This is a genomic window from Plantactinospora veratri, from assembly GCF_036421995.1.
Taxonomy (GTDB): Bacteria; Actinomycetota; Actinomycetes; order Mycobacteriales; family Micromonosporaceae; genus Plantactinospora; species Plantactinospora veratri.
In genome coordinates this window covers 52,054-76,788 of sequence record NZ_JAZGQL010000025.1, presented here as the reverse complement: position 1 = coordinate 76,788, position 24,735 = coordinate 52,054, and the positions used below count along the sequence as shown (strand labels likewise).

Here is a 24,735-nt window from a genome sequence, read left to right as displayed (position 1 = left end):
GGGGTGCGGGTGGGCCGGCCGGTTCCGAGGGCGGCGATCATGTGGGCCGCGGTCGAGGTCGCGTCCTTCGGTGTCGAAGGACGCGACCTCGACTTCCTCGCCACCGAGCGGGGCGCGGCCCTGCTCCGGGTCCCGGACCGGGACGGGTTCGCGGTCTTCATCGCCGAGACGATGCTCGACATCAACGAACCGTCGGCCGGGGTCTGGGCCGCGGTCACCGGCGCGGCGACCGGAGACGGCGAACTGCGCGGTCACCTGGCCGAGCGGCTCGCCGAGATCAGGAGACAGGTCGAGCGCGTACTCCGACTGGCCGCCGAGCGCGGCTGGTTGCGCACCGACGTGCCCTTCGACGACCTTGTCGAGACGTTCTGCGTCATCACCAGCGTCGAGAGCTACCTGCGCTTCGTACGCCTGGACGGCAAGTCGCCCGAGGAGTACAAGGCGTTCGTCGCCCGAACCGTACGCGAGACGATCCTCGGCGGTGTCGTCGGCGCTGGCGGGATGGTCGCCGATCCAGGCGTACCCGCGAGCCCGCACGCTGAGTATCCGACAGACCGGATCGGAGCCTCGAAGTGACCGCTACCATTTCCTCGGCGCCGGGCAGGCCGGATGCCAGCATCCGCGACCGGGTTTCCGAAGGTGACCGGCGAGCCCGGCCCACACCTGGAATCCGGCTCCGGCCACTCGGATCAACGGAGCGGATCACCTCAGGCGTGCCTGGCGCATCTCACGCCAGTCGGTCGGCACTCGGGCCGCGGACCCGTGTCGACGATTATTCGATATCCGGTCGAGGGGAGGGCTCGCGGTGCATCGCACAGGGGATGTCCGCACCGGTCCGGGACAGCCGTGCGCCGGGCCGTCCAGACCCCGTTCAGTCGCGGTCCAGTCGTGGCTGGCACTGTCGACCAATACCACGACGTCGAGCGAGTAATCGTGATGCTCGCACAGGATCCGGATCCGTTCGCGGGATCTCCGCAGGTCGGGATTCGGGAGACCGAACCGATCGGTACGTGCCGGGAAGACCGTCGCAACGATTGGAGCATTCGTAGACGACGTTGACCGAGCCGCAATCCCGAACGGCTCAGCCGACATCTGGGGGGATGTCGGTGTCCGCGGCAGGGAGGGGGCAACCCGTGGACCGCATCGGGGCACCACTGATCGCACGATCCGGCCTGGTCCAGCAGGTCCTCAGCGCGGTGACCGCAGACCGTGGCGCCGTGCTGGTGGGGCAACGGGGGACCGGCCGGACCACCCTGGTCGAACTCGTCACCCGACAACTCTCGGCCGACCGGTACGCCGTGACCCGTACCACCGCGACCGAGGCGGGGCGGCCGATTCCGTTCGGACCGTTCAGCCAACTGTTTCCGGTCACCGGCGACCCGGCCCTGGTACCGGGCCGGATCCGCGCCGAACTCGTCCGACGTGGACGGTCGCGTACCCCGCTGCTGGTGGTGGAGGACGCGCACTGGATGGACGACCGGTCGGCGAGCACCCTGCTCGGCCTCGCGCAGGACGGCCACATCCGGTTGATGGTCACCACCCGGGCGGAGGTGGCAGCGCCCGATGCCGTCGTGGCGCTCTGGAAGGACCGGCACCTGCGTCGGGTCGACCTGCCACCGCTGGACCCGACCGAGACGGCGACCCTGATGCGGGCGATGCTCGGCGACGCGGTCGCCTCGACCACCGTCCAGCTCGTCTACCAGTGGACCGGCGGCAACCCGCGACTGGCGACCGAACTGGTCCGGCACGGCATCACCACGGGGCGACTGGTGCCCGACCGGGGCCTGTGGTGGTGGCGCGGCGCCCTCAGCGTGCCGCCGCAGCTGGTCGAACTCTTCCTGCCCGGACCGAACCGGCTCACCCCGACCCACCGGGACGCGCTGGCCGCGGTCGCGGTCAGCGACGACGTGCCGATCGAGCTGATCGACCGGGTCGCCCCGGCCGCCGTCGAGGAACTCGAGGACCTGGACCTGTTGCGGACCACGGACACCGAGGACGGGGTGTCGGTGGGATTCAGCCATCCACTGCTCCAGGCGATCGTCTGGGCACAGGTCTCGCCGGCCCGGCGGCGCCGGATCGCGTCGGCGCTCATCGAGGCGGCCGTCGGGGGTGCGGCACCCGATCCGGTAACGGTCGCCCGCTGGCAGGTGGCCGCGGGCGCGCCGGTCCACCCCGGAGTGCTGACCGATGCCGCCCGCAGAGTACGTCCGCACAGTCCGGAGCAGGCGCTCCGGCTGGCGCGGATCGCGTTCGGTCAGGACCCGTCGGCCCGCACCACCGTCGTACTGGCCGACGCGCTCGCCGAGCAGGGGAGCGGCCGCGAGGCGCAGTCGGTACTCCACCAGGCGACCGCCTCCGAGCACTCGGCCACCGGGCGGATCGTGCTCTCGACCGCGCTCGCCGTGCACCGCTGTGCGACGGAACGCGACCCGGCCTCGGCCCACGCCGACCTGCGGGCACTGCACGCCGCCGCGTCGCTCGCCGCGCCCGGGGCCGTGGACGTCGTCGACGCCGCCGATGCGCTGATCCTGCTGCTCGGCCAGCGGCCGGCCGAAGCGGTCCGGGTCGCCGACCGGCTGCTGCACCGGCACTCCGCCACCGGATCCGTCGGCAGCTCCGCCGTACTGAGGTGCCGGATCGCCCGAACGGTGGCGCTGGCCCTCCTCGGCCGCACCGACGAGGCCGCTGGCGGGGCGGCGATGCTGGCCGCCACCAGCGGCGACGACCGGGCGCCGGAGGCGGCGGGTCTGGCCGCAGCGGTCCGCTGCCTGCTCGCGCTCTGGCGGGACGGCAGCGCCACCCTGCCGGTCACCGACCCGATCCTCGGCCGCTGGCCGAGACCGCCGGGAGAGGTACCCGGCACCCGGCTGCGCGCCGTCGACTGGCCGCTGCTGGCCGGGTACGCGCGGCTGCTCCGGGGCGAGTACTCCGCCGCCGTCGAGCCGCTGCGTGAGGCGCTGGCCCAACAGGCCGTCGGTTTCCGGCTGTTCCGGTCGGAGGCGTCGGCGTGGCTCGCCGTGTCGCTGGCTTCGGCAGGGCGGCCGGACGAGGCGCAGCGGGTACTCGACGTGGAGCCTCCGGACCGGTTGGCGGTGCTGCCGGGTCTCCGGCCGTGGGCCGACGGTGCGGTCGCCGCCGCCCGTGGCGACACCCGGTCCGCCGGGCGGCGTCTCGACGAGGCGGCGACGGCGGCCCGCGCGGCGGGTTGCCGGAGCGTGGAGTTGCAGTACCTGACCTGGGCGGCGCGGTTGCCGCCCGCCGACCGGCCGGTCGGGTTGGCCGACCGGCTCGCCACCTGCCTCCGGTACGTCGAGGCGAGGCGGCTGGCGACCGAGGCGCGCGGCGAACTGGCGCTGCTGAACCGGGACCGTGCGGGCCTGCTTGAGCAGGCCAACCGGCTCGCCGAGATGGGGCTGCACCGGCGGGCCTTCCGGCTGGCCGAGGCCGCCACGAGGGTGTTGTCCGGGCGTGACCAGGACTACGCCGCTGCGGTCGCGCTGGCCGGCCGGCTCCGGAACACCCTCGGCCTGCCCGCACCGAACCTGGCCTCACCGACCCTGACGGTCCGGGAGAACGAGGTCGCGGCCCTCGCCGCCGGCGGCCTGTCCAATCGGGAGATCGCGATCCGGCTGGTCGTGTCGGCCAGGACCGTCGAGAGCCACCTGGCCCGGGTGTACCGGAAACTAGGCATCGGTTCCCGTCGTGAGCTGCGGGCGGACTGGTTCAGCCGCTCGGTCGAGGGCGGCCCGGGGGAGCCCGGCGCCCCGGACGCCTACCCGGGCTGAACCGCGCCTGCCCGGACCTCGACCCCGACCGCTCTCGCGGCCGACGACAGGACCGTCGGGCCGGAGGCGTACGCGGCGGCGTGCAACGCGTACATCTCCGCGTAGCGGCCGCCCCGGCCGAGCAGCTCGGCGTGCGGGCCGTACTCCACGATCCGGCCCTCGTGCAGGACCACGATCAGGTCGGCGTCGCGTACCGTGTTCAGCCGGTGCGACACCACGACGGTGGTCGGCGTACCGGCGGCCGGGGTGGCCGGGGCGAGAAATTTGTGCAGCAGTTCGGCCTCGCTGTCCGGGTCGAGGCTCGCCGCCGGCTCGTCGAGCAGCACCAGCGCGGGGCGGGTGCGCATCCGGCCCCGGGCCAGCGCGAGCTTCTGCCACTGCCCGGACGACAGGTCGGTGCCGTCCGGGAAGGTCCGGCCGAGCCGACTCTCCAGGCCGGCCGGGAGTTCGGCCACGAAGGTGTCCGCGCCGGCCGATTCCAGCGCGCTGCCCACGGCCTCCCGGTCGTCGATCGCGCCGAGCCGGCCGACGCCGACCGACTCCCTCGCCAGCAGCTCGAACCGGCAGAAGTCCTGGAAAACCCCGGTGACCCGGCCGCGCCACGCGTCCGGTTCCACCTGCGCCAGGTCCTGACCGCCGAAGGTGATCTGCCCGGTCGACGGCGGGTAGAGGCCCGCCAGCAGTGCCACCAGGGTGGACTTGCCGGCACCGTTGTCACCGACGACCGCGACGGTGGCCCCGGCGGGCAGCCGCAGGTCGATCGGGCCCAGCGCCGCGGTCGCCCCGCCGGGATACCGGAAACTGACGCCGTGCAGGACGAGGTCGCCCTGCTCCGGCAGCTCCCGGCCGGGCCCGGTGGCGGCGGTGCGGTGCGGGTGCCGGGCCAGGCGCTGGTAGAGCGCGACGGTGTGCAGCGCACGGCGCAGCCAGCCGATCAACCAGCTCAGTCCGGTGGTGGCGCCGACCAACCGGGTACCGAGCAGCAGCACCAGCACGGCCTCCCCGGCGGAGGCGGTGCCGGCGAGCACGGACCGGGTGACGACGTAGAGTCCGGCCACCAGCGCGACGCAGAAGAGCAGCCAACCGGCCGCCGCCGCGACGGCGCCGCGGGTCCGGGCCGCCTCCCGGCGCCGCGCCGAGACGGTGAAGGCCTCCCGGTGCCGGGCGGCGATCTCGCCGCCGAGCCGGTACAGCCGGACCTCACCGGCAGCGGCCGGGTCGGTGGCCAGGGTCAGCAGGGCGGCGCGGTGCCGGTCGGCCTCGGCGCCGGCCACCTCGGCCGCGGCGACGATGTTCGCCTGCCAGCGGATGGCGAGGGCCAGCGGCACGATGAAGAGCGGCAGCAGGGCCAGCAACGGGTTGACGACGGCCATCAGGACCACTGCGGCCACGAACCGGGCCAGCAGGCCGGCGTTCTCGACCAGCGCCGCGAACGCCCCGCCGAACTCGGTCCGGCGCTGCCGTACCAGCTCGGCGGTGTCGAGGAACTCGGGGTCGTGGTAGTGGCTGAGGTGGGCGGGGCCGGAGCACAACGTCATCAGCCGGCGGTCGAACTCCAGCCCGACGCGCTGCTGGAGCACCTGCCGCAGGTCGGTGGCGACCGCGCTGGCCTGGTGCACGAAGACGGTGACGAGCACGAGGAGCAGGCCGCCGGTCAGCGCCTCGGTGAGCTGCCCGGCGACCGCACCGTCGACCATGCCGCGCAGGCCGAGTGCCTGTGCCGCCGCGACGATGTTGAACAGCGGGACGAGCACCATGACCAGTACCGCGCGTCGCGGGTCGGCCCGGACCGCGACACCCACCACCAGCCGGGCGGCGCTCAGCCAGCTACCCACGACGGCCTCCTGCGGAATCGGTGAAGGGCGCGGACTGCACCCGGAACATCTGGGCGTACCGGCCGTCGGCGGCCAGCAGTTCGTCGTGGCTGCCGTACTCGCTCACCCGGCCGCCCCGCAGCACGGCGATCCGCTCGGCGAGCCGGACGGTGGCGAACCGGTGTGACACCAGGATCGTGGTGATCCCGGCGGTGATCTCCAGGAACCGGGCGTAGAGCTCGTACTCCGCCTCGATGTCCAGGTGCGCGGTGGGTTCGTCCAGGACGAGGACCCGGGCACCGTGGCGCACCGCGTAGAGCGCCCGGCTCAGCGCCAGCCGCTGCCACTGGCCGCCGGACAGCTCGGTCCCGCCCGTGTAGGCGCTGGTGAGCGGGGTGTCCCAGCCGTCCGCCAACCCCTGCTCGACTCCGAGGAAGCCGCCGAGTCGGGCGGCCTCGACGACCGCCCCGTCGGTGGCGGCGGCCTCGACCGCGCCGAAGGCGATGTTGTCGCGTACCGAGAACGGGTACCGGCCGAAGTCCTGGAAGACGACGGCCAGTTGCCGACGCCAGCTCGCGAGGTCGTACTCGTGCAGGTCCCGCCCGTCGACGCGGATCAGGCCGGCGTCCGGCCGGTACAGCCCGGCCAGCAGCTTGGTGACGGTGCTCTTGCCGGCGCCGTTGTCCCCGACGATCGCCAGCGACGATCCGGCCGGAATGACGAGGTCCAGGTCGTCGACGACCGGGCGGCGGTCGCCGGGATATCCGAAGCGGACCCGCGCGAAGCGGATCTCACGCTGCGGCAGCCCGGTCGCGGCCAGCCCGGTGGCGCCGGAGGGCGGGGTACCCAGCGCGCTCACCGCCAGTGCCGGCGGTACGGCGGCACTGGCCAGGTGCAGCCGCCGTTGCAGGTCGCCGGTGAAGCCGAGGGCGAAGAATCCGAGCAGCGACTGGAGGGCGATGGTCAGCTCCCCGACCGGCGGGTCGCCGTTGCTGGCCCCGTACGCCAGCGGCACCACCACGACGACGTGCGCCGCCAGCAGCAGCGCGCTCGCCGCCACATGCCGCCGGCCGTCGGTGGTCTTGCGGCGCATCTCGACGACGCCGTCCCACCACTCCCGGGTGAAGCGTTCGACGAGCCACTGGTGCAGGCCGAACAGGCGCAGCTCCTTGGCCGACGGCGCGGTCACCGCGAGGTCGCGCAGGTACGCCGCGTGCCGTAGCTGGACCGTTCTCGCGGTGTTGGCGGCGACGGCCCGGGCCATCTCCTTCTCCTGCCAGCGGCCGGTGACGATCCAGGCGGCACCGAGTACGACCGGCATCCACCACTGCCCGGCCCAGCCGAGCAGGATCGCGGCGGCCAACCCGGTGAGTCGGAGCGGGACCAGGGCGGCCAGCGCGTTGACGGCCTGGCCGGGGGCGTGCGCGCCGATCCCGACCCCGCGCGCCCGTTCGAGCTGGTCGGTGAGGTCCGGGTCGTCCAGGTGCGCGACCCCTGTCGGGCGTAGTGCCCCCTCGACCGTGCGTTGGGCCAGGCTGCCGTCGACCGCGGTGCTCAGCATCGCCGTGACCATCGCGCGGATCGGCTCCAGGGCGATGTCCAGGACGAGCGCCAGTGCCAGGAGGGTGAGCCCGGACCACGCCTGCCGGGACGCCTCCGGGCCGGCGTCGGCGGTCAGCGCCGTGACCAGTCGCCCGATCGCCAGCGGCAGCAGTACGACCCCCGCGACCTGTCCGGCGGTCAGCGCGCCGAGCAGCACGGTCAGCGGGGCGTTGACGCGCGGCAGCTCGCGGACCAGTGCCGCGACGGCGCCGGGGTGGCGGGTCGGGCCGGCTGTCGGTGAGGTCGACACGGGCACACTCCTTGCGACGTCGACGGTTTCGGCGGTTCGGCGCCGCGGTGGCCACCTGTCATGGGGGTGGCCACCGCCATCAGGCACCTGCCCCTTACGAGACGTCGACCGGCGGGTAAGCGCGCATGATCCACCTCCTCTGCTGGCGACGGGCGGCGGGCCGTGGCGGCCGCCACGCCGCAACGCTAGGTGGCGCGGCGCACCGGGGAATCGGTGCTCGGGTACGCAACCGCCGGGCCGGCACCACCGACGGTCGACGGGTACGGGTGGCTTGTCGGGCGCCGCGGCCTGCGTATCCGGTCGTGTCTCTTGCGTACCCCTCGCCCGATGTCCCGGGCGGTCCGGTGCCCGTACGGTTCCGGCGACCGCACCGCCGATTCCTCCGGGAGAGCCGTCTGATGAATGTCGACGCGGGTCCGAACGTCCTCATCTGGGACGTCACCTTCGCCTGTCCGCTGCGCTGCTCCCACTGCTACACCGAGTCGGGCCGGCGCCGCCCGCAGAACCTGAGCCACGAGGAGATGCTGAAGGTGACGGACGCGCTGATCACCTTCCGGCCGGCCATGATCACGCTCTGCGGGGGTGAGCCGCTCACCGTGCCGCGCATCGTGGAGGTGGTGGAACGGTTCGCCGCGGCCGGGGTACGGGTCTTTCTGTACACCAGTGGCTGGTCGCTGCCGGAGCAGACGGTCCGGGACCTGGCCGGCCTCGTCGCCAAGCTGGTGGTCAGTGTCGACGGCGCGACGGCGGAGGTGCACGACCGGATCCGTGGCCGGGCCGGTTCCTTCGACCGGGCGATGGCCGCGCTGGCGCTGCTCGACGCGGAGGCCGCCCGGCGGGCCTCGGCGGGGGAGTCCCCGCTGCGGTTCGGCATCGACAACGTGGTGGTCCGGAGCAACTACCACCAGCTCGACGAGATGTGTGCCTCCGTCGCGCCACGGTTTCCGCACCTGAGCGAGGTGGCGTTCGGCGCGGTGGTGCCGACCGGCCTGGCCAGCCGGGTGTCCTACGGCGAGCACGAGATGTTGACCGACGAGCAGGTCGCGGCACTGGTCGACGAGGCGACGCGGCAGCGGCTCCAGCAGGCCGCGCCGCCCTCGGTGACCGTCTCCACCACGGACAACTTCGGCGTGCAGATGCACCCCGACTACGTCGCCAGCCACCCCGACTTCCGGCCGCTGGAGATCGAGCCGGACGGCGGGGTACGGGCGATGCCGATCTACGAGGGCACCGTCGGCAACCTGCTGACCGAGGAGCCGTTCGTGCTCTGGGAACGCGCCCGGAGCCGCTGGGACGACCCCTTCGTGGTGGAGACGCTGCGCGGCATCCGTACCCGGACGGACTGGGCCGAGGCGGTGCGCCGGATCGACTACCGGTTCGGTTCGGACGAGGTCCGGGCCCGGATCGACCGCCGCCCGGTCTTCGACCCGGCGCAGGCACCCCGGCGGCTCGCGCTGCGACCGGTCGGCGCCAGGTCGCTGCGCTGAGTCGGCGGCGCCGGGCGGTTTCGTCAGCCCGCGTCACCGGTGACCGCTGCCCGCCACAGGGGGGCGCGAGGATTGATTCCCATACCGCCCGGGCGTCGCTGTTCCTTCCGGAGGGACGCCTTGATCCGTACCCGGCGTACGACGTCATCCGGGCGCGCCGCGACCGCCTGGTGCTGCGCGGCTACTCACGCTGCCGGTCGCCACCGCCTGAGCTGGGGGCGCCGGCCACGGCGCCCCCACCGTCAGCGAGTCCGACGTCGGCGGGACCGAGGTGACCGCCCCGGTGCCCGCCGGTTCACCCGATCGTCACCTCGGTGGTCATCTGCCGGTCGTGGCCGACCTTCCGTTCCGGTCCGACCAGGCGTACCCGGAAGGTGTGCCGGTGGTCGTCGCTGGACGCGGAGAGTCGCAGCTCGATCTCGCCCGGCTCGACGATGCGGTGGCCGGCCTGCCCGGTGAACGAGGTGAGTTCGGCGTGCATCCGGAACCTGACCGTGCGCGCCTCGCCGGGTTCGAGCCGCACCTTGGCGTACCCGACGAGCTGCACCACCGGTCGGGTCACCTGGGCCACCGGGTCGTGCAGGTAGAGCTGCACCACGTCGGCACCGGTGCGGTCCCCGACATTGCGGACGGTGACCCCGACGGTGACGACGCCGTCGGTCTCGATCTCCGCCGGCACGTCGTCGTCGACCTCCCAGGCGAATTTCGTGTACGACAGTCCGTAGCCGAACGGGAACAGCGGCGTGGGGTCGACGCTGCTGACCTTGCCTCGCCGGCCGAGTTTCGGCGTCAGGTAGGTGCCCGGCTGTCCACCGGATTCGCGCGGCATGCTGACCGGCAGCCGACCGCTCGGACAGACCCGTCCGGAGAGGACGCCGGCCACCGCCCCGGCGCCCTCCTGGCCGGGGAAGAACGCCTGGACGATCGCGCCGAGCCGGTCGGCCCACCGGCCGAGCGCGTACGGGCGGCCGGAGAGCAGCACCAGCACCACCGGCGTACCGGTGTCGAGCAGGGCGTCCAGCAGTTCCTCCTGTAGTCCGGGCAGCCGCAGGTCGGCCACGTCGCAGCCCTCGCCGGAGGTACCGCTGCCGAACATGCCGGCCCGGTCACCGAGTACGGCCACGCAGACGTCGGCTGCGGCGGCGGCGGACCGTGCGGCCGCGAGCCCGGCCCGATCCGCGCTGTCCACGCCGCAGCCGGTGGCGAGGGTCAGTTCCGCCCCGGGCAGTTCCGCACCGAGCGCCTCCCAGACGGTACGGATCTCGACACCCGCCGGCATCTCCGGGAAATTGCGGCCGAGGTGGCTCGGGAAGGCGTAGCAGCCGAGCATTCCGGTGGTGTCGTCGGCGAGCGGCCCGACGACCGCGATGCGCGCGTCGGCGGGCAGCGGCAGGCTGCCGTCGTTGCCGAGCAGCACGACGGACTCTTCGGCGATCTGCCGCGACAGCTCCCGGGCCTGCGGCGGATCGAGGTCCGGGACGTCACCGTCGGCGGCCCGGTCGGGCCGCCAGTCCGGGTCCAGCAGGCCCAGCTCGCACTTCTGCCGGAGCACCCGGGTGACCGCCCGGTCGACCAGGCCCTCCGGGACCAACCCGGACCGGACCGCGTCGAGCAGCGGGGTGCCGAAGCAGCGTGCGCCCGGCAGTTCCACGTCCACCCCGGCCGCCAGGGCGAGGGCGGCCGCCTGTGCCGGACCGTCCGCCACGCCGTGCAGCAGTTCCAGGAAGGAGACGGCGTAGTAGTCGGAGACCACCGTGCCGGAGAAGCCCCACTCGTCCCGCAACAGGTTGGTGAGGATCGCGGCGTCGGCTCCGGTCGGCACACCGTCGATCTCGGAGTACGAGGGCATCACCGAGCGGGCTCCGGCGTCGCGTACCGCCATCTCGAACGGTGGCAGGATCACGTCGGAGAGCTCCCGCTGCCCGATCGACACCGGTGCCGCGTTGCGCCCGGCGCGGGAGGAGGAGTATCCGGCGAAGTGCTTGAGGGTGGCGACGACGCCGGTCGACTGGAGACCGCGGACGTACCCGGTGCCCACCGTGCCGACCAGATAGGGGTCCTCGCCGATGGTCTCCTCGGTCCGCCCCCAGCGCAGGTCGCGGGTCACGTCGAGCACCGGTGCCATGCCCTGGTGCGCGCCGACCAGGCGGATGGCCGCGCCGATCTCGGCGGCCATCCGTTCGACGAGTCCGGGATCGAAGGTGGCGCCCCAGGCCAGCGGTGCGGGAAAGATCGTCGCGCCCAGGGTCATGAAGCCGGTCAGGCACTCCTCGTGCGCGATCGCCGGGATGCCGAACCGGTTGCCGGCGACCAGTTCGGCCTGCAACCGGGCCAGTGTCGCGCTGCCCTGCGCCGGGGTGACCGGTGCGGTGCCGAGGGTGCGGGTCAGTTGGCCCAGCCCGTCGCCGATCAGCACGTCCCAGGACGGCGTCTCGTCGGCCAGATTGTGTTGATGCGGCGCCAGGTCGTCGCCGGTGGCGGACCCGCCGATCCAGATTGACCGGAGCTGGCCGACCTTCTCCTCCACGGTCATCCGCCCGAGCAGGTCGGCGACCCGCTCGTCGATCGGTAACGCGGGATCGCGCCATGGCTGATCCGGGACACCATCCACATTGCCGGGCACGAATGTCTGTGGGTGGCTGCGGGCGTCAGCGCTGCTTGTCACGCTCGTCTCCTGTCGCTGTCACGGGACCTCTCGACGCCGGTTCGGCGCCGGGATGCGAGGCAATTTCCGGAGGTTCTCCGGAAGGTGGCAACCGGGTACTCGGCATCGACGGTCAGGGTAATGCTGGTGGCGCGCCACATGCTAGCTCGTGCTCACGTCATTGGCGTCAATCGAAGCGCTCGCCGAATTTCAAGCCATTTCCGGATACGCCCTTGGACTTCTGGCCGGACAAACCGGCGATACCCGTACGGGAGAGGCCGGGGCCGGGGGCGGTCCGGCTGGCTCGTGGATCGGGTCGGGGTCCGTCCCGACAGGGTCACCGGAACGTGGCGAACCTCACCGGCCGGACCGGCCCCGGCGTGGGTTGGCGGGCCGGGTGTGGGTCCCGGTCGGTCGACCGGTGCCGGCGTACCCCGTGTGACCAGGGAAAACCTGGCCGGTAACCGGGCTGCGGCGGGCCGTAGACAATGATCATGTTCGTGGTGCGTGCCCTCGCCAGCCCCCGGTGCAGCGCAAACTCGCATTCACCGTGCTCGTGGTGACACCTCGATCACGAGACGGTCCGGCGGTGCCGTGCGCCGAGCGGCGGCCGGCGGTCGGGCGACAATAGTCAAATCAGCGCAGTTCAATGGGCCTATGGTGACCGAAAGCGACGGGCCAGCCCGTCCGAAGTGGACCAAAGTACCGCTGACCCCCTTGACACGGTGGATAGGGTGTAGGCAGCCCAGAGAAACTCGATCAATGAGGAGCATCTGAGGCGACACACGGGGATCCTTCGACGGGCAAGCATGCGGCCTACAACAGCGCCCGATTCTGCCTGATCGCCATTTCCTCGCGCGTCGGTTCAGTGCCCGGCCGGACGACGTAGGGAATTGAAGCCGCTGCGATGGGAATCTAACGAAATAGTCCCTGACCAGTGTGTCCGGGATAACGGCGGCGACCGAACCGCGTAGTCGCATTGGCTGGCGCTGCCGGCGTCGTCCAAGCCCGTGTTGCGAAATGAACAATCACGGTTCCAGATGAGAGGGGGCTCAGGAATACCGTGGTGACAACGGACATCTTCGATCGTTGCCGGTCGTATACGGAAGCCCGGGTGGCCCAGGCGGCGGAGCTCTACCCGTACTTCACCGTCTTCGAGGGCTCGGACACGACGGTCGCCCGTACCTCGGTGGGCGACGTCCTGATGTGTGGCTCGAACAACTACCTCGGCCTGACCTCCGACCGGCGGGTGCGCGCCGCGGCCCAGGCGGCGATCGAGGAGTACGGCTCGTCGCGTACCGGTTCTCGACTACTCAACGGGAACACCCCGCTGCACGAGGAACTGGAGCGGGAACTGGCCGACTTCCTCGGCATGCCGGCCGCGCTGGTCTTCCCGACCGGCTACCAGGCGAACCTCGGCGCGATCGCGGCACTGCTCTCCCGCAACGACGTGGTCATCATCGACCGCGAGGCGCACGCCTCGGTCTACGACGGGTGCGGTCTGAGCATGGCCAAGGTACGCCGCTTCGCCCACAACGACATGGCGGATCTGGAGCGGCGGTTGGCTGCCTGCCCACCGGACTCGGGCCGGCTGGTCGTGGTGGACGGGGTCTACTCGATGGCCGGCGACCTGTGCCCGCTGCCCGAGACGGTGCGGCTCTGCCAGAAGTACGGCGCCCGCCTCCTGGTCGACGACGCGCACGGCCTCGGCGTCCTGGCCGACGGCCGGGGCACCAGCGCGCACTTCGGCCTGACCGAGCAGGTCGACCTCGTCACCGTCACCTTCAGCAAGTCCCTGGCGTCGATCGGCGGAGCGGTGCTCGGGCCGACCGACGTCATCGAGTACCTGCGGCACCACGCCCGCAGTCTCATCTTCAGCGCCGCCACCCCACCGGCCAGCCTCGCCGCCGCCCAGGCGGCGCTGCGGATCCTCCAGGCCGAGCCGTGGCGGTGCCGGCAGGCGCTGGAGAACGCGTCGTACGTGCACCGCGAACTCGCCGCCCTCGGGTACGAGCCGCTGCCCAGCGAGACACCGATCGTCTGCGTACCGCTCGACGGCGTCGTCCCGACCATCTTCACCTGGCGCAGCCTGTTGGAGCGCGGGGTCTACGTCAACGCGGTGATCCCGCCCGCGGCTTCGGCCCGGGTACGGGCCAGTTTCACCGCGACCCACACCCCGGAGCAGCTCAAGCGTGCCGTGGCCGCGTTCGCCGAGGTCCGCGAGCTGACGCCGCCGGACTGGTCGCTGGCCGACCTGCCCCCGGCGGAGTACGTCGCGGAAGGCGTGCGGTGAGCCTGTCCCGCAGCGACAACTCGATTCCGGCGGTGGCGGGTCCGCACCACTCGACGAGGTACGGCGGCCCGTCAGCCGCCCGAACGGAGGCCCGATGAGCGTCACCCAGGTCCAGAACCCCATCCGGCCCCGTGACCGGGCGGTCGCGTGGGCGAGGATGTGGAGATTCCACTTCGTACCCCTGTCCCTCTCGGCCGGTCTGGTCGGCATGACGGCGCCGTCGGCCGGGGCCACCACCGCGAGCGTGGTCGTCGGCCTGCTCTTCTGCATCTTCGGCTACGGCGTCGGCGTGGTCATCAACGACTGGTTCGACCGCAAGGCCGACGCCGTCAACGCCCCGGACCGCCCCTTCGTCGCCGGGCTGATCAACCCGCATGCCGGGCTCGCGCTGACCCTGGCGCTCTCCGGGAGCCTCCTGCTGGTCGCCGTCGTCGTGGCGCCCGCGCTGGCGATCTGGAGCGCCATCGCGATCGCCGGGCATCTGGTCTACACCTGGACCAAGGGCATCCCGATGGTCGGCAACCTCGCCAACGGGGTGGACATGTCGCTCTTCACCGTGCTCGGCGCGGTCGCGGTCCGGCCCGACGCCGGATGGCTGGACATCCCGGCCACGACGTGGTTCCAGACGGCGCTCGTCGCGGTCGTGCTGAGCGGCTTCTGCCTCGTCGGCTACTTCAAGGACATCGAGGGAGACCGGCTGGCCGGCTACCGTACGCTGCCGGTGGCCGTGGGTACCCGGACGGCGAGCCGGGTCGCGTTGATCTTCCCGCCGGTGGCCCTGGGTGCCGCGGCGGTGGGCGCGCTGGCGGGGCCGGAGCGCGGCGCCTACGCCCAGGCGGCCTTCTGGCTGCTGCTCGCCGCCTCGGGGTTGGCGTTCACGCGCAGCCTCGTGAACCTGATCCAGGCACCCGAGGCGCGGGCGTACGAGGCGCTGCTCTGGTTCACCAGGGCGACCACGCTCTTCGTGCTCTCCCTCGGCGCGCTGCACCGGCCGACCTTCTTCCTGGTCGGGGCCGTCCCGATGATGCTCTACCTGGAACTCACGCTCCGGGCGACGCAATCCTCCCGGCAGGCGTGACGTGACCTCCGTCGACTGGACCCGGCTCTACCTGGACGCCGCCGAGGGCGCCCTGATCATGGCGATGCGCGAGGGGATGGCCCGGTCCCCGCGCCAGCTCAACGCCGCCTTCGAAGCCGACGCCGAACTGCTCGACCTCGGCGCCGCCGGGGTCCTGGCGATGACCGTCGACACGCTGAACGACGGCGCCGAGCTGGCCACCGCCCCGACGCCGTACGCGAAGGGGTGGTTGACCACCACCGTCAGCGTGAGCGATCTCGCCGCCGTCGCCGCCGACCCGGTGGCCGTGCTGGTGTCGTGCTCGCTGGTCAGGGACGGGTGGAGTGCCGAGGACGCCCGCCAGTTCGGGCGCGGCGCCTCCGACGCGGCGCAGCGGTACGGCTGTCACATCGTCGGCGGCGACACCAACTGGGCGCGGGAGGAGAGCTTCACCTCCTGCGCGATCGGGACGATGCGCCGGGGTCACCTGCTGAGCCGGGTGGGTGCCCGGCCGGGCGACGCGCTGTACGCGACGGGCCCGATCGGCGCCGGCAACGCCGCCGGTTTCCGCAGCCTGGCGCTGGGCCGGACCGACGCCGGCCAGCCGTGGCTGCCCGAGGCGCGGGTGGTCGCCGGCGACGCGCTGCGGAGCTACGCCCGGGCGTGCGTCGACACCAGCGACGGGCTGTTGAACGCGGCGGTGAGTCTCGCCGAGATCAACGGACTGGGTGTCGAGGTCACCCTGCCGGGTGAGGCGTACGAGCCCAGCGCGGCCGCCCTCGCCGACTCCTTCGGGCTGCCCCGCTGGCTGATGGCCGCCGGGGAGTGGGGCGAGTTCGAGCTGCTCTACGCGGTCGACGCCGCCGACGGGGAGCGCTGCGCCCGGGCGATGGCCGACCACGGACTGGACGCGGTCCAGGTGGGGCGGCTGACCGCCGGGCCGGAGCTGCTCTTCTTCGACGAGTCCGGTGCGCGCCGGGACCTGCGGGAGGTGTTGCCGCAGATGCGGGCGATCGATCCGGCCGGCGCGCTGCTCGACGACCTCCAGAAGCTGCTGGCGAGAGGGGTGTGATGGCGCGGGGCGTGGCGCTGGTGACGGGTGTCACCGGCTGCGTCGGCCGGGCGGTCGCTGCGGCGCTTCTGGAGGGTGGCTGGTCGGTGCGCGGACTGGTCCGCGAACCCTCTCCGAGCGGCGCGAAATATGCGGAACATCTCGGGGACCTGACCGACCCGGCAACGCTGCGCGGCTCGTGCGAGGGCGTCGAACTCGTGGTCCACGCGGCTGCCGATCTGAGCGACTGGCGGCCCGGTCGCCGCATCTGGCAGGTGAACCGGGACGGGACGCGGGCGATCCTGGAGGAGGCGCTGCGTTGCGGGGTGCAGCGGTTCGTCTACCTGAGTACGGTCGACGTCTTCGGGTTCGACGCCCGCCGGGTCATCGACGAGACGTCGCCGAAGCGGGTCCCGGGCTACCCGTACTCCCGGTCGAAGCTGGCGGGGGAGAACCTCGCGTGGTCGTACCATCGGCGCGGGCTCGACATCACGGTGATCTATCCGACCTGGATCTTCGGCCCCGGTGACCGTCATTTCATCCCGGAGCTGGTCCGTGGGCTCCGGGACAACAAGCTCGTCCACATCGGCCGTGGCGTCGCCCCGATCGAGTTGACCTACAGTGAGAACCTCGCCGACGCGATCGTGCTGGCCGGCACCACACCCGGGTGCGCGGGCGGCCGGTTCATCGTCGGCGACTCGTACGGTCTGACCGTGGGGCAGCTCTTCGACCGGGTCGCCGAGCAGGCGGGGGTACTGCCGCCGACCCGTTCGGTTCCGTTCCCGGCGGCGCTGGGAGTGGCGGCCCTCTCCGAACTTGCCGGGCTGGCCAGGATCGGTGTCGGCACCGGACGGCCGATGCTCACCCGGTACGCGGTCCGCTCCGTCGCCGGTGGGATGCGGTACAACCTCGACCGGATCCGGTCGATCGGCTACACCCCCCGGGTTCCGGTGGCGGAGGCACTGGCCCGCACCGTTGCCGGGCTGGAGGAGGAAGTGGGCCATGGCGGCGGATGACGGCGAGCGGGTCGTCTGCATCGTCAACCCGGCCTCCGGGGTCCAGCGTCGGCGGATGGTCGAGCGACGGCTCTCCGTCGAACTGCCCGGCGCCGACTGCTGGCACACCCGCTATCCCGGCCATGCCGTCGAACTGGGCCGCCAGGCGGTGACGGACGGGTACCGCACAGTGGTCGCGATCGGTGGGGACGGGACGCTCTCCGACGTCGCCAACGGGATCCTCGCGACGGACGACGAGAAGGTACGGCTCGGTTACGTTCCCGCCGGAACCTGCAACGACTTCGTCCGCGGCCTGGATCCGGTGACCGATCTCGGTGACCTGCTCGACCGTGGCCGCGACCGTTCGACGGAGGTCGGGTCGGTGACCTTCACCCGGCCCGACGGCACCCCCGCGCACCGCTTCTTCCTGGTCAACTGCACCGTCGGGCTGATCAGCATGGTCGGGCTGCGGTTCACCGAGAAGACTCCGGTCAACCGCGTGCTCAAGCGGGTCAACCTCCAGCTCGCCGAGGCGGCCTCCAGCGCCCGGGTGCTGCTCGGCTGGCGGCCGGTCGAGGTGCGGCTGGATCAGGACGGGGAGGTGTCGCGGCACTCCGTCAGCAATGTCGCGGTGCTCAAGGTCCCGTTCTTCGCCGGGGGGCTGACCTTCGGCTCCACCGAGCCGCCGGAAGCCGGTTGTCTGGACGCGGTGCAGGTGCTCGGCCTCGGCCGGGTCGGCGTACTCGGCACGATGTGGCAGGTGCTGCGCGGAAACGGGACACGGCATCCCGCGATCCGCCGCCGCCAGGTCCGTACGCTCCGGATCGAGGCGGAGACTCCACTGCCGCTGGAGGTGGACGGCGAGATCGTCGGGCAGACCCCGGCCACCTTCTCGGTACATCCGTCACGGTTGACGACGGTGGTCTGACGAGAGCGAGAGAGTGAGGCATCGTGTCGCATATTGGTATAGTTTGCCCGGACTACACCGGTCACCTCAGTCCGATGTCCACACTCGGCCGCGAGCTGCTCCGGCGGGGCCACCAGGTGACCCTCTTCTCCCTGCCGGACGCCGGGCCGAAGCCGTACGTCGCCGGGTTCGAGTTCGTGCCGATCGGCGAGCGGGAGTTCCCGCCCGGTTCCCTGGCCCGCTTCTCCGAGGAACAGGGCAGGCTGTCCGGGCTCGCCGCCATCCGGTTCATCGTCCGTGGTTACGTCCGCGAGGTGGAGGTACTGCTGCGCGACCTGCCGCCGCTGCTGCGGGAGCACCGGGTGGAGGCCCTGCTCGTGGACCAGGTCTACGGTGCGGCGAACACCGTCGCCGAAAGGCTCGACATCCCCGTCGTGACCGTCTGCAACGCGATGGCGCTGAACGCCGAGCCGACCGTCCCGCCCTTCATGACGGCCTGGCCCTACCGCGACTCCACCCTGGCACGCCTGCGCAACATGCTCGGCTATCGGGTGATGGACCGGGTGATCGGGCCGGTGGTGAAACGGATCAACGATCGCCGCGCCGAGTGGGGGATGACTCCGGTGCGCGGGCTGAACGACGGACTGGGCCTGGCCCAGATCACCCAACAGCCGGACTTCTTCGACTTTCCGCGCAAGGATCTGCCGGACTGCTTCCACTACACCGGACCGTTCCACGACGAGGAGAGCAGCGAGCCGGTCTCGTTCCCCTGGGAGAGCCTGGACGACCGCCCACTGATCTACGCCTCGATGGGGACGCTACAGAACCGCCTGCCCCGCATCTTCGAGGCGATCGCGACCGCCTGCGCCGGGCTCGACGCGCAACTGGTGATCGGGCTGGGCAGCCACGAGGTGGAACCGCCGACCGGTCTGCCGGGCGGGCCGGTCGTGGTCCCGTACGCGCCGCAACTGGATCTGCTCGCCCGGGCGTCCCTCGTCGTCACGCACGCCGGGATCAACACGGCGCTGGAATCGCTCACCCACGGCGTGCCGATGGTGGCGCTGCCGGTGACGAACGACCAGCCCGGGGTGGCCGCACGGCTGCGGCATCTCGGCGTGGGTGAGTTCGTACCGGTGCACCGGGCGAGCGCGCCCAGGTTGCGGGACGCCATCGAGAAGGTCCGCACCGACCCGGCCTACCGGACGAACGCCCGGGAATGTCAGCGCCGGATAGCGGAACTCGACGGCCTCGGCCGCGCCGCCGACATCGCGGAAGAGGCGTTCCGGACGGGACGACCGGTGCTCCGGCGTACGTCCTCCAGCGTCGCCGACGGCGGCACCCTGTGACTCGGCCCGGACCCGTCGCAGCCGCTCCCCGCCGAGGTCGGTGCGCTCTCCGTCTCCGCACCGCCTCGACCAACCGGGAGCCGACCGAAGGGGTCGACCGGGCGTCCACGACCGGACCGTGAGGCGCTGCGATCGTCAGGGGCGGTCCGAGCGCTCCGGGGTCCCGGTCGTGCCGCCTGGGCCGGGTTCGAGCAGTGGCACGGTTTCGCCGCGGTGGATGGCCCGGACGCCCGGTTCGAGGCCCTGCCGCCGGGCGAGGTCGAGGAAGTCCCGCAGCGGGGACCGGAAGACGGGATAGTCGTCGTAGTGGATGGGCAGGGTCAGCCTCGGCCGGACGAGCTGGACCAGGTCGACGCCCTGCCGGTCGTCCATGGTGAGGAGTACGCCGAGGAGCCTGGTCCCGCCCAGGTGGATCAGCATGGCGTCGATGTCGGGAAAGCGTCGCGGGATCTCGGCCAGCGCCGCGTGGTTGAGGGTGTCCCCGGTGACGTAGAGCCGGAGGCGGCGCTGCCCGTGCTCTTCGAGATCGAGAATGCTGCCCATCACCGGGGGTAGGGCGCGGGCCAGCAGGCCCGGCCCGTGCTTGCCGGGTACCGCGGTGATCCGTACGAGGTGGTCGCCCCGACTGATCTCGTGACTCTGCCAGGTGGTCAGGGCGGTGGCCGAGCCGAATCCCCAGCGGTCCAGTCGAGCCTGGGCCTGTGGCGTCGTGATGATGGGAAGGGTCCTCGGCAGGTTCCTCCGGGCGACCCGGTCGAAGTGGTCGCCGTGCAGATGCGAGAGGACGATCCCGTCCAGGGGTGGAAGTTCCCCGATCCGCACGGCGGGGTCGGTACGCCGCCGGGTCCACAGCCCGTAGCCGAGGTAGGCGCGCTGACCGGCGTGCAGGAAGTTGGGATCGGTCAGCAGGGTGATGTCGCCAAGTCTCAGCAGGGTGGTTGCCGTACCGACGAACGTGACGGTGGCCTGCGGCCGGGGCTGGGCAACCATGGTCTCTCCTTCTCCGAATCGTGGAGGGGGATCCGTCGCGACACCGGATCGGCGGTCACCCATAGGCCCACCTCTGAACCGCAGAGCACCGTACCCAGGAGTCCGGGAAGTACACCTGCGCCAGCCGGGGATGCGGCCGCACGGCTGACCTCCGGTGCCACCCGTCGACGACTTCAACCCGGCCCGACCCCGACGGCCGGCCGCGGGACAGGTTTGGGCCACCCGGGTATCGGGCATGGGGGGACATGCCGGGCGACGATCCGCATCCACCGTTGCCGCCACATCTGCAACTCGAGATCACCTCGGCCTGCAATCTGCGCTGCGTGATGTGCCTGGTGCGCTACCGGCCACCGGTGAACAAACTCGCCGGTGCCATGCGACCGGAGCTGTTCCGCCGGGTCCTCGACGAGGTGCCCACGCTGAACCGGTTGACGCTCCAGGGGCTCGGCGAGCCCCTGCTGTCGCCGTACCTGATGGAGATGATCACGGCGGCGGTCGACCGGCGGATCACCGTCGGGTTCAACACCAACGCCACCCTGCTCAACCGCCGCCGGGCCGAGGAGCTGGTGCGGAGCCGGGTCGACTGGCTGCACGTGTCGCTCGACGGCGCCAGCGCGGCCGGGTACGCGGCGGTCCGCGAGGGTGCCGACTTCGAGGCCGTCGTGTCGAACCTCGCCGGTCTGGTCGAGGTCAAGCGGGCGGCCGGCAGCGCCACCCCGTGGATCCGGGTGGTCTTCGTCGCGATGCGCGACAACGTCGCCGAGCTGCCCGAACTGGTACGCCTGCTCGCCCGTCTCGGGGTGGACGAGTTGCACGTGCAGAACCTGTCGCACAGCTTCTCCGACACCGACCCCGCCGGGCGCTACGACGACATCCGACGGTTCACCTCCGACCAGGCGCTGTGGACCGGGGAGGACGCGGGCCGGGCCGCTGCCGTCTTCGACGACGCCCGGCGGGTGGCCCGGAAGCATGGGATCCGGCTCCGGCTGCCGTACCCCGGCGTTCCGGCCAGGACCAGTGCGGGCGACGGTCGGGGCTGCTCCTGGCCCTGGGAGGCGGCCTACGTCACCAGTACCGGCGTGGTGCAGCCGTGCTGCATGGTGATGGGGGACGACCGGGTGTCGCTCGGGCGGCTGGCCGAGCAGAGCTTCCCGCAGATCTGGTACGGCGAGCCGTACCGGCAGTTCCGCCGGCGCCTCTCGGGTGACGACCCGCCGGACGTGTGCCGGGGATGCTCGCTGTACCGGCACGCCTTCTGAGGCGGGCGCCGCGACCGCGCGCCGGCCCGCCCGCCCCGCGCCAGGACGGCCCTGCGGAGAGCGGACCATGCGGCGGCAGGGGCAGCAGCGACCGATCCGACCCGGCCGAGTCGGGCGTTCGAGGTGCGAGCGGTCGCGCTCGGTGCCAGGGTCGGAAGTGCAGGGCCGGGCTGACCCGGTGCGGTGCGATCCGACGGATCGGAGCGGGCGGAGGAGGACGCGATGGGCACCGTTGACCGGATCGCGCAACCGTGGGGGAGCCGGACGCCGTACGGGCCGGGGGAGTCGTGGCCGGTCCGGGTGGACACGTTCCTGGCCGACGGGGTACGCCCGGAGGACGTCGACCGGTGGGTGCAGTCCGCCTCGATCCTGCACTCGAACGGCGACGGCCTCGACATCGCGGTCGCCGACGGCCGGATCGTCGGGGTGCGGGGCCGGGCGGTCGACCGGGTGAACCACGGCCGGCTCGGCCCGAAGGACCTCTTCGGGTGGCAGGCCAACGCCTCCCCCGACCGGCTGACCCGACCACTGGTCCGCCGGGACGGGCGCCTGGTGGAGACCGACTGGGACACCGCGATGGGTCTGGTGGTCGACCGGACCCGGGAACTGCTCGACGAGCAGGGGGCGAGCGCGATCGGCTTCTACACCACGGGGCAGCTGTTCCTGGAGGAGTACTACACCCTCGCGTTGATCGCGCACGGCGGGATCGGCACCAACCACGTCGACGGCAACACCCGGCTCTGTACGGCCACCGCCGCCGAGGCGCTGAAGGAGTCCTTCGGCTCCGACGGCCAGCCCGGCTCGTACGCCGACATCGACCACGCCGACGTGATCGTGCTGTACGGCCACAACATGGCCGAGACCCAGACGGTGACCTGGAGCCGGGTGCTGGACCGGCTGGCCGGCCCGAATCCGCCGGCGGTGGTCTGCGTCGACCCCCGCCAGACGCCGGTGGCCCGGGCCGCCACCATGCACCTGGCGCCCCGGCCGAGCACCAACGTGGTGCTGATGAACGCGCTGCTGCACGAGATCATCGCCAACGGCTGGGTCGACCAGGAGTACGTCGCCGCGCACGCGGTCGGCTTCGAGGAACTGCGGCAACGGGTCGAGGAGTATCCGCCGGAGCGGGCGGCCCGGGTCTGCGACGTACCGGTGGAGCGGATCCGCGAGGCGGCCCGGCTGATCGGTACCGCGCAGCGGCTCCTCTCCACGGTGTTGCAGGGCTTCTACCAGTCACACCAGGCAACCGCCGCCGCCGTGCAGGTGAACAACATCCACATCGTGCGCGGCATGCTGGGCCGGCCGGGCTGCGGCCTGCTACAGATGAACGGCCAGCCGACCGCGCAGAACACCCGGGAGTGCGGCGCCGACGGCGACCTGCCGGCCTTCCGGAACTGGACCAACGAGAAGCACATCAGGGAGTTGGCCCGGATCTGGAACATCGACCCGATGCGGATCCCGCACTACTCGCCGCCGACGAACCTGATGCAGATGATGCGGTACGCCGAGGAAGGGTCGATCCGGTTCCTCTGGGTGAGCTGTACGAATCCGGCGGTGTCACTGCCGGAGCTGGCCCGGATCCGGGACATCCTCCGCCAGGAGCGGCTCTTCCTGGTGGTGCAGGACATCTTCCTCTCCGAGACCGCGCAGCTCGCCGACGTGGTGCTGCCCGCCGCGACCTGGGGCGAGAAGACCGGCACCTTCACCAACGCCGACCGGACGGTGCACCTGTCGGAGAAGGCGGTCGACCCGCCCGGCGAGGCCCGGCCCGACCTGGACATCTTCGTCGACTACGCGCGACGGCTGGATCTGCGCGACGACGACGGGCAGCCGCTGGTGCGCTGGACCGACCCGGAGGGCGCGTTCAGGGCGTGGCAGGAGTGCAGCGCCGGGCGGCCGTGCGACTACACCGGGCTGAGCTACGCCAAGCTGCGCGGCGGCACCGGGATCCAGTGGCCCTGCGACGCCGAGCACCCGGACGGTACCGAGCGCCTCTACGCCGACGGGAAGTTCTGGGCCGCACCGGACTACTGCGAGAGCTACGGCCGGGACCTGGTCACCGGGGCGCCGCTGGAGCCGACCGAGTACGCGGCGCTGAATCCCTCGGGCAAGGCGGTGATCAAGGCGGCCGAGTACCTTCCCCCGCACGAGCTGCCGAGCGAGGAGTACCCGTTCCAGCTGATCACCGGTCGTACCCTGTACCACTTCCACACCCGGACCAAGACGGCGCGGGCGCCGCAGTTGCAGGCGGCGGCGCCGGAGGTCTGGGTGGAGATGGCGGCCACCGACGCGGCGGACCAGGGCTTCGCCGAGGGCGACCTGCTGGAGGTCGCCACCCCGCGCGGTTCGGTGCGGGCCCGGCTGCGGGTCAGCGGCATCCGGCGGGACGTGCTCTTCCTCCCGTTCCACTACGGCTACTGGGACGCACCGGGCGGGGCCGGGCCGGACGGCCGGGAGCAGGGCCGGGCGGCCAACGAGTTGACGATCACCGACTGGGACCCGGTGTCGAAGCAGCCGCTGTTCAAGTCCGCGGTGGCCCGGGTGACCCGGGTCGGCGGCGGCGACGGGGCACCGGCGGCGCCGACGACCACCGGGTCCCGACCCGTGGCGGCCGGGGTCCCGGAGACGGCGGGCGGCTCCGCCGCGCTGGCCGACGAGCGGTTGCCGGAGGCTCCCCGAACGGTCGGGGCCACCGCTCCGGCGGTCGGAGGCGACCGATGAACAAGATCGATATGGTCATCCGGGAGCTGCACCGGTCGGAGAACAAACTCGCCGTCGACCTGCTGCGGATGGCGGACCGGCACAAGGCCGACCACGAGGTACACCACGTGGCACGTGACCTGTCCCGCTGGTCCCGGCAGCACGTCACCGAACTCGCCCGGGTCGGCCGCGACTACGGGCTGCGCCTCGACGAGGAGGCGCGGGACGAGTCGGGGGTGCTCGCCACGGTCGAGCAGAAGGCGTCCGAGATGCTCGGCCGGCACCGCGAGCCCGGACTGCTCCTCCTCGCCGACCTGCGCCACCTCTACCGGGACGCCTCCGGCGTCTCGCTGGACTGGGAGATCCTCGCCCAGGTCGCCCAGGCCACCCGGGACCTGGAACTGCTCGGACTCGCCAAGCGCTGCCACCCGCAGACCCTGCGGCAGGCCCGGTGGGCCAACGCGAAGCTCAAGGAGACCTCCGCGCAGGCCCTGGTGAGCTGACGGACGACCGCGACCCGGGAGCATCTGGCCGTCACCCGGATCGCTCTCCGAT

At 72.2% G+C, this 24,735-nt stretch carries 16 protein-coding genes; 12 read left to right on the top strand and 4 right to left on the bottom strand.

All coding sequences use genetic code 11. The features are described from left to right. Both V1634_RS26320 and V1634_RS26315 read left to right on the top strand, forming a co-directional pair. A partial coding sequence (locus V1634_RS26320; protein ID WP_331210580.1) for a hypothetical protein occupies positions 1–576 on the top strand: 576 nt, incomplete at its 5' end. A gap of 557 nt (positions 577–1,133) precedes the next feature. Further along, on the top strand, positions 1,134–3,785 hold the full coding sequence (locus tag V1634_RS26315) for a helix-turn-helix transcriptional regulator (protein ID WP_331210579.1): 2,652 nt from the start codon (positions 1,134–1,136) through the stop codon (positions 3,783–3,785). On the opposite strand, the gene V1634_RS26310 is transcribed toward V1634_RS26315, so the two are convergent. Next, positions 3,773–5,620, bottom strand: coding sequence for an ABC transporter ATP-binding protein (locus tag V1634_RS26310; protein WP_331210578.1), 1,848 nt, complete (start codon positions 5,618–5,620; stop codon positions 3,773–3,775). The genes V1634_RS26315 and V1634_RS26310 overlap by 13 nt on opposite strands. Continuing rightward, positions 5,613–7,451 carry an ABC transporter ATP-binding protein gene (locus V1634_RS26305; RefSeq protein ID WP_331210577.1) on the bottom strand — a complete coding sequence of 613 codons (1,839 nt, stop codon included), beginning with the start codon at positions 7,449–7,451 and terminating at the stop codon, positions 5,613–5,615. The genes V1634_RS26310 and V1634_RS26305 overlap by 8 nt, the downstream gene beginning before the upstream one ends. A 398-nt stretch (positions 7,452–7,849) precedes the next feature. On the opposite strand from V1634_RS26305, the gene V1634_RS26300 reads away from it, so the two are divergent. After that, positions 7,850–8,938 (top strand): radical SAM protein, encoded by a 1,089-nt coding sequence (locus V1634_RS26300; RefSeq protein ID WP_331210576.1) that lies wholly within the window; start codon positions 7,850–7,852, stop codon positions 8,936–8,938. Between the two features lie 295 nt (positions 8,939–9,233). On the opposite strand, the gene V1634_RS26295 is transcribed toward V1634_RS26300, so the two are convergent. Beyond that, positions 9,234–11,603 carry a beta-xylosidase/alpha-l-arabinosidase gene (locus V1634_RS26295; RefSeq protein WP_331210575.1) on the bottom strand — a complete coding sequence of 790 codons (2,370 nt, stop codon included), beginning with the start codon at positions 11,601–11,603 and terminating at the stop codon, positions 9,234–9,236. A 1,093-nt stretch (positions 11,604–12,696) separates the two neighbouring features. Here V1634_RS26295 and V1634_RS26290 point away from each other — a divergent pair. The 6 genes from V1634_RS26290 (at position 12,697) to V1634_RS26265 (ending at position 19,231) form a co-directional block, all read left to right on the top strand. Continuing rightward, positions 12,697–13,875 (top strand): aminotransferase class I/II-fold pyridoxal phosphate-dependent enzyme, encoded by a 1,179-nt coding sequence (locus V1634_RS26290; RefSeq protein WP_331210574.1) that lies wholly within the window; start codon positions 12,697–12,699, stop codon positions 13,873–13,875. A 94-nt stretch (positions 13,876–13,969) separates the two neighbouring features. Then, a complete protein-coding gene (locus V1634_RS26285; protein ID WP_331210573.1) occupies positions 13,970–14,953 on the top strand; it encodes a UbiA prenyltransferase family protein in 984 nt (327 codons plus the stop codon). A gap of 1 nt (position 14,954) precedes the next feature. After that, positions 14,955–16,004, top strand: coding sequence for a thiamine-phosphate kinase (locus V1634_RS26280; protein ID WP_331210572.1), 1,050 nt, complete (start codon positions 14,955–14,957; stop codon positions 16,002–16,004). Next, positions 16,004–16,999, top strand: coding sequence for an NAD-dependent epimerase/dehydratase family protein (locus V1634_RS26275; protein ID WP_331210571.1), 996 nt, complete (start codon positions 16,004–16,006; stop codon positions 16,997–16,999). The genes V1634_RS26280 and V1634_RS26275 overlap by 1 nt, the downstream gene beginning before the upstream one ends. Continuing rightward, a complete protein-coding gene (locus V1634_RS26270) occupies positions 16,986–17,906 on the top strand; it encodes a diacylglycerol/lipid kinase family protein (protein ID WP_331210570.1) in 921 nt (306 codons plus the stop codon). Before V1634_RS26275 ends, V1634_RS26270 begins: the two co-directional genes overlap by 14 nt. Before the next feature lie 74 nt (positions 17,907–17,980). Next, positions 17,981–19,231: a glycosyltransferase gene (locus V1634_RS26265; protein ID WP_331210569.1), complete on the top strand. Its 1,251-nt coding sequence runs from the start codon at positions 17,981–17,983 to the stop codon at positions 19,229–19,231. Between the two features lie 135 nt (positions 19,232–19,366). On the opposite strand, the gene V1634_RS26260 is transcribed toward V1634_RS26265, so the two are convergent. Beyond that, positions 19,367–20,221 carry an MBL fold metallo-hydrolase gene (locus V1634_RS26260; RefSeq protein WP_331210568.1) on the bottom strand — a complete coding sequence of 285 codons (855 nt, stop codon included), beginning with the start codon at positions 20,219–20,221 and terminating at the stop codon, positions 19,367–19,369. Between the two features lie 272 nt (positions 20,222–20,493). Here V1634_RS26260 and V1634_RS26255 point away from each other — a divergent pair, with 272 nt between their 5' ends. The 3 genes from V1634_RS26255 to V1634_RS26245 all read left to right on the top strand — a co-directional run bounded on the left by V1634_RS26255 (position 20,494) and on the right by V1634_RS26245 (position 24,683). Next, a complete protein-coding gene (locus V1634_RS26255; RefSeq protein WP_331210567.1) occupies positions 20,494–21,480 on the top strand; it encodes a radical SAM protein in 987 nt (328 codons plus the stop codon). A 222-nt stretch (positions 21,481–21,702) separates the two neighbouring features. Beyond that, positions 21,703–24,201, top strand: coding sequence for a molybdopterin oxidoreductase family protein (locus V1634_RS26250; RefSeq protein WP_331210566.1), 2,499 nt, complete (start codon positions 21,703–21,705; stop codon positions 24,199–24,201). Further along, positions 24,198–24,683, top strand: a complete 486-nt coding sequence (locus tag V1634_RS26245; protein ID WP_331210565.1) for a hypothetical protein — start codon at positions 24,198–24,200, stop codon at positions 24,681–24,683. The genes V1634_RS26250 and V1634_RS26245 overlap by 4 nt, the downstream gene beginning before the upstream one ends. The last annotated feature ends 52 nt before the right edge of the window (positions 24,684–24,735 follow it).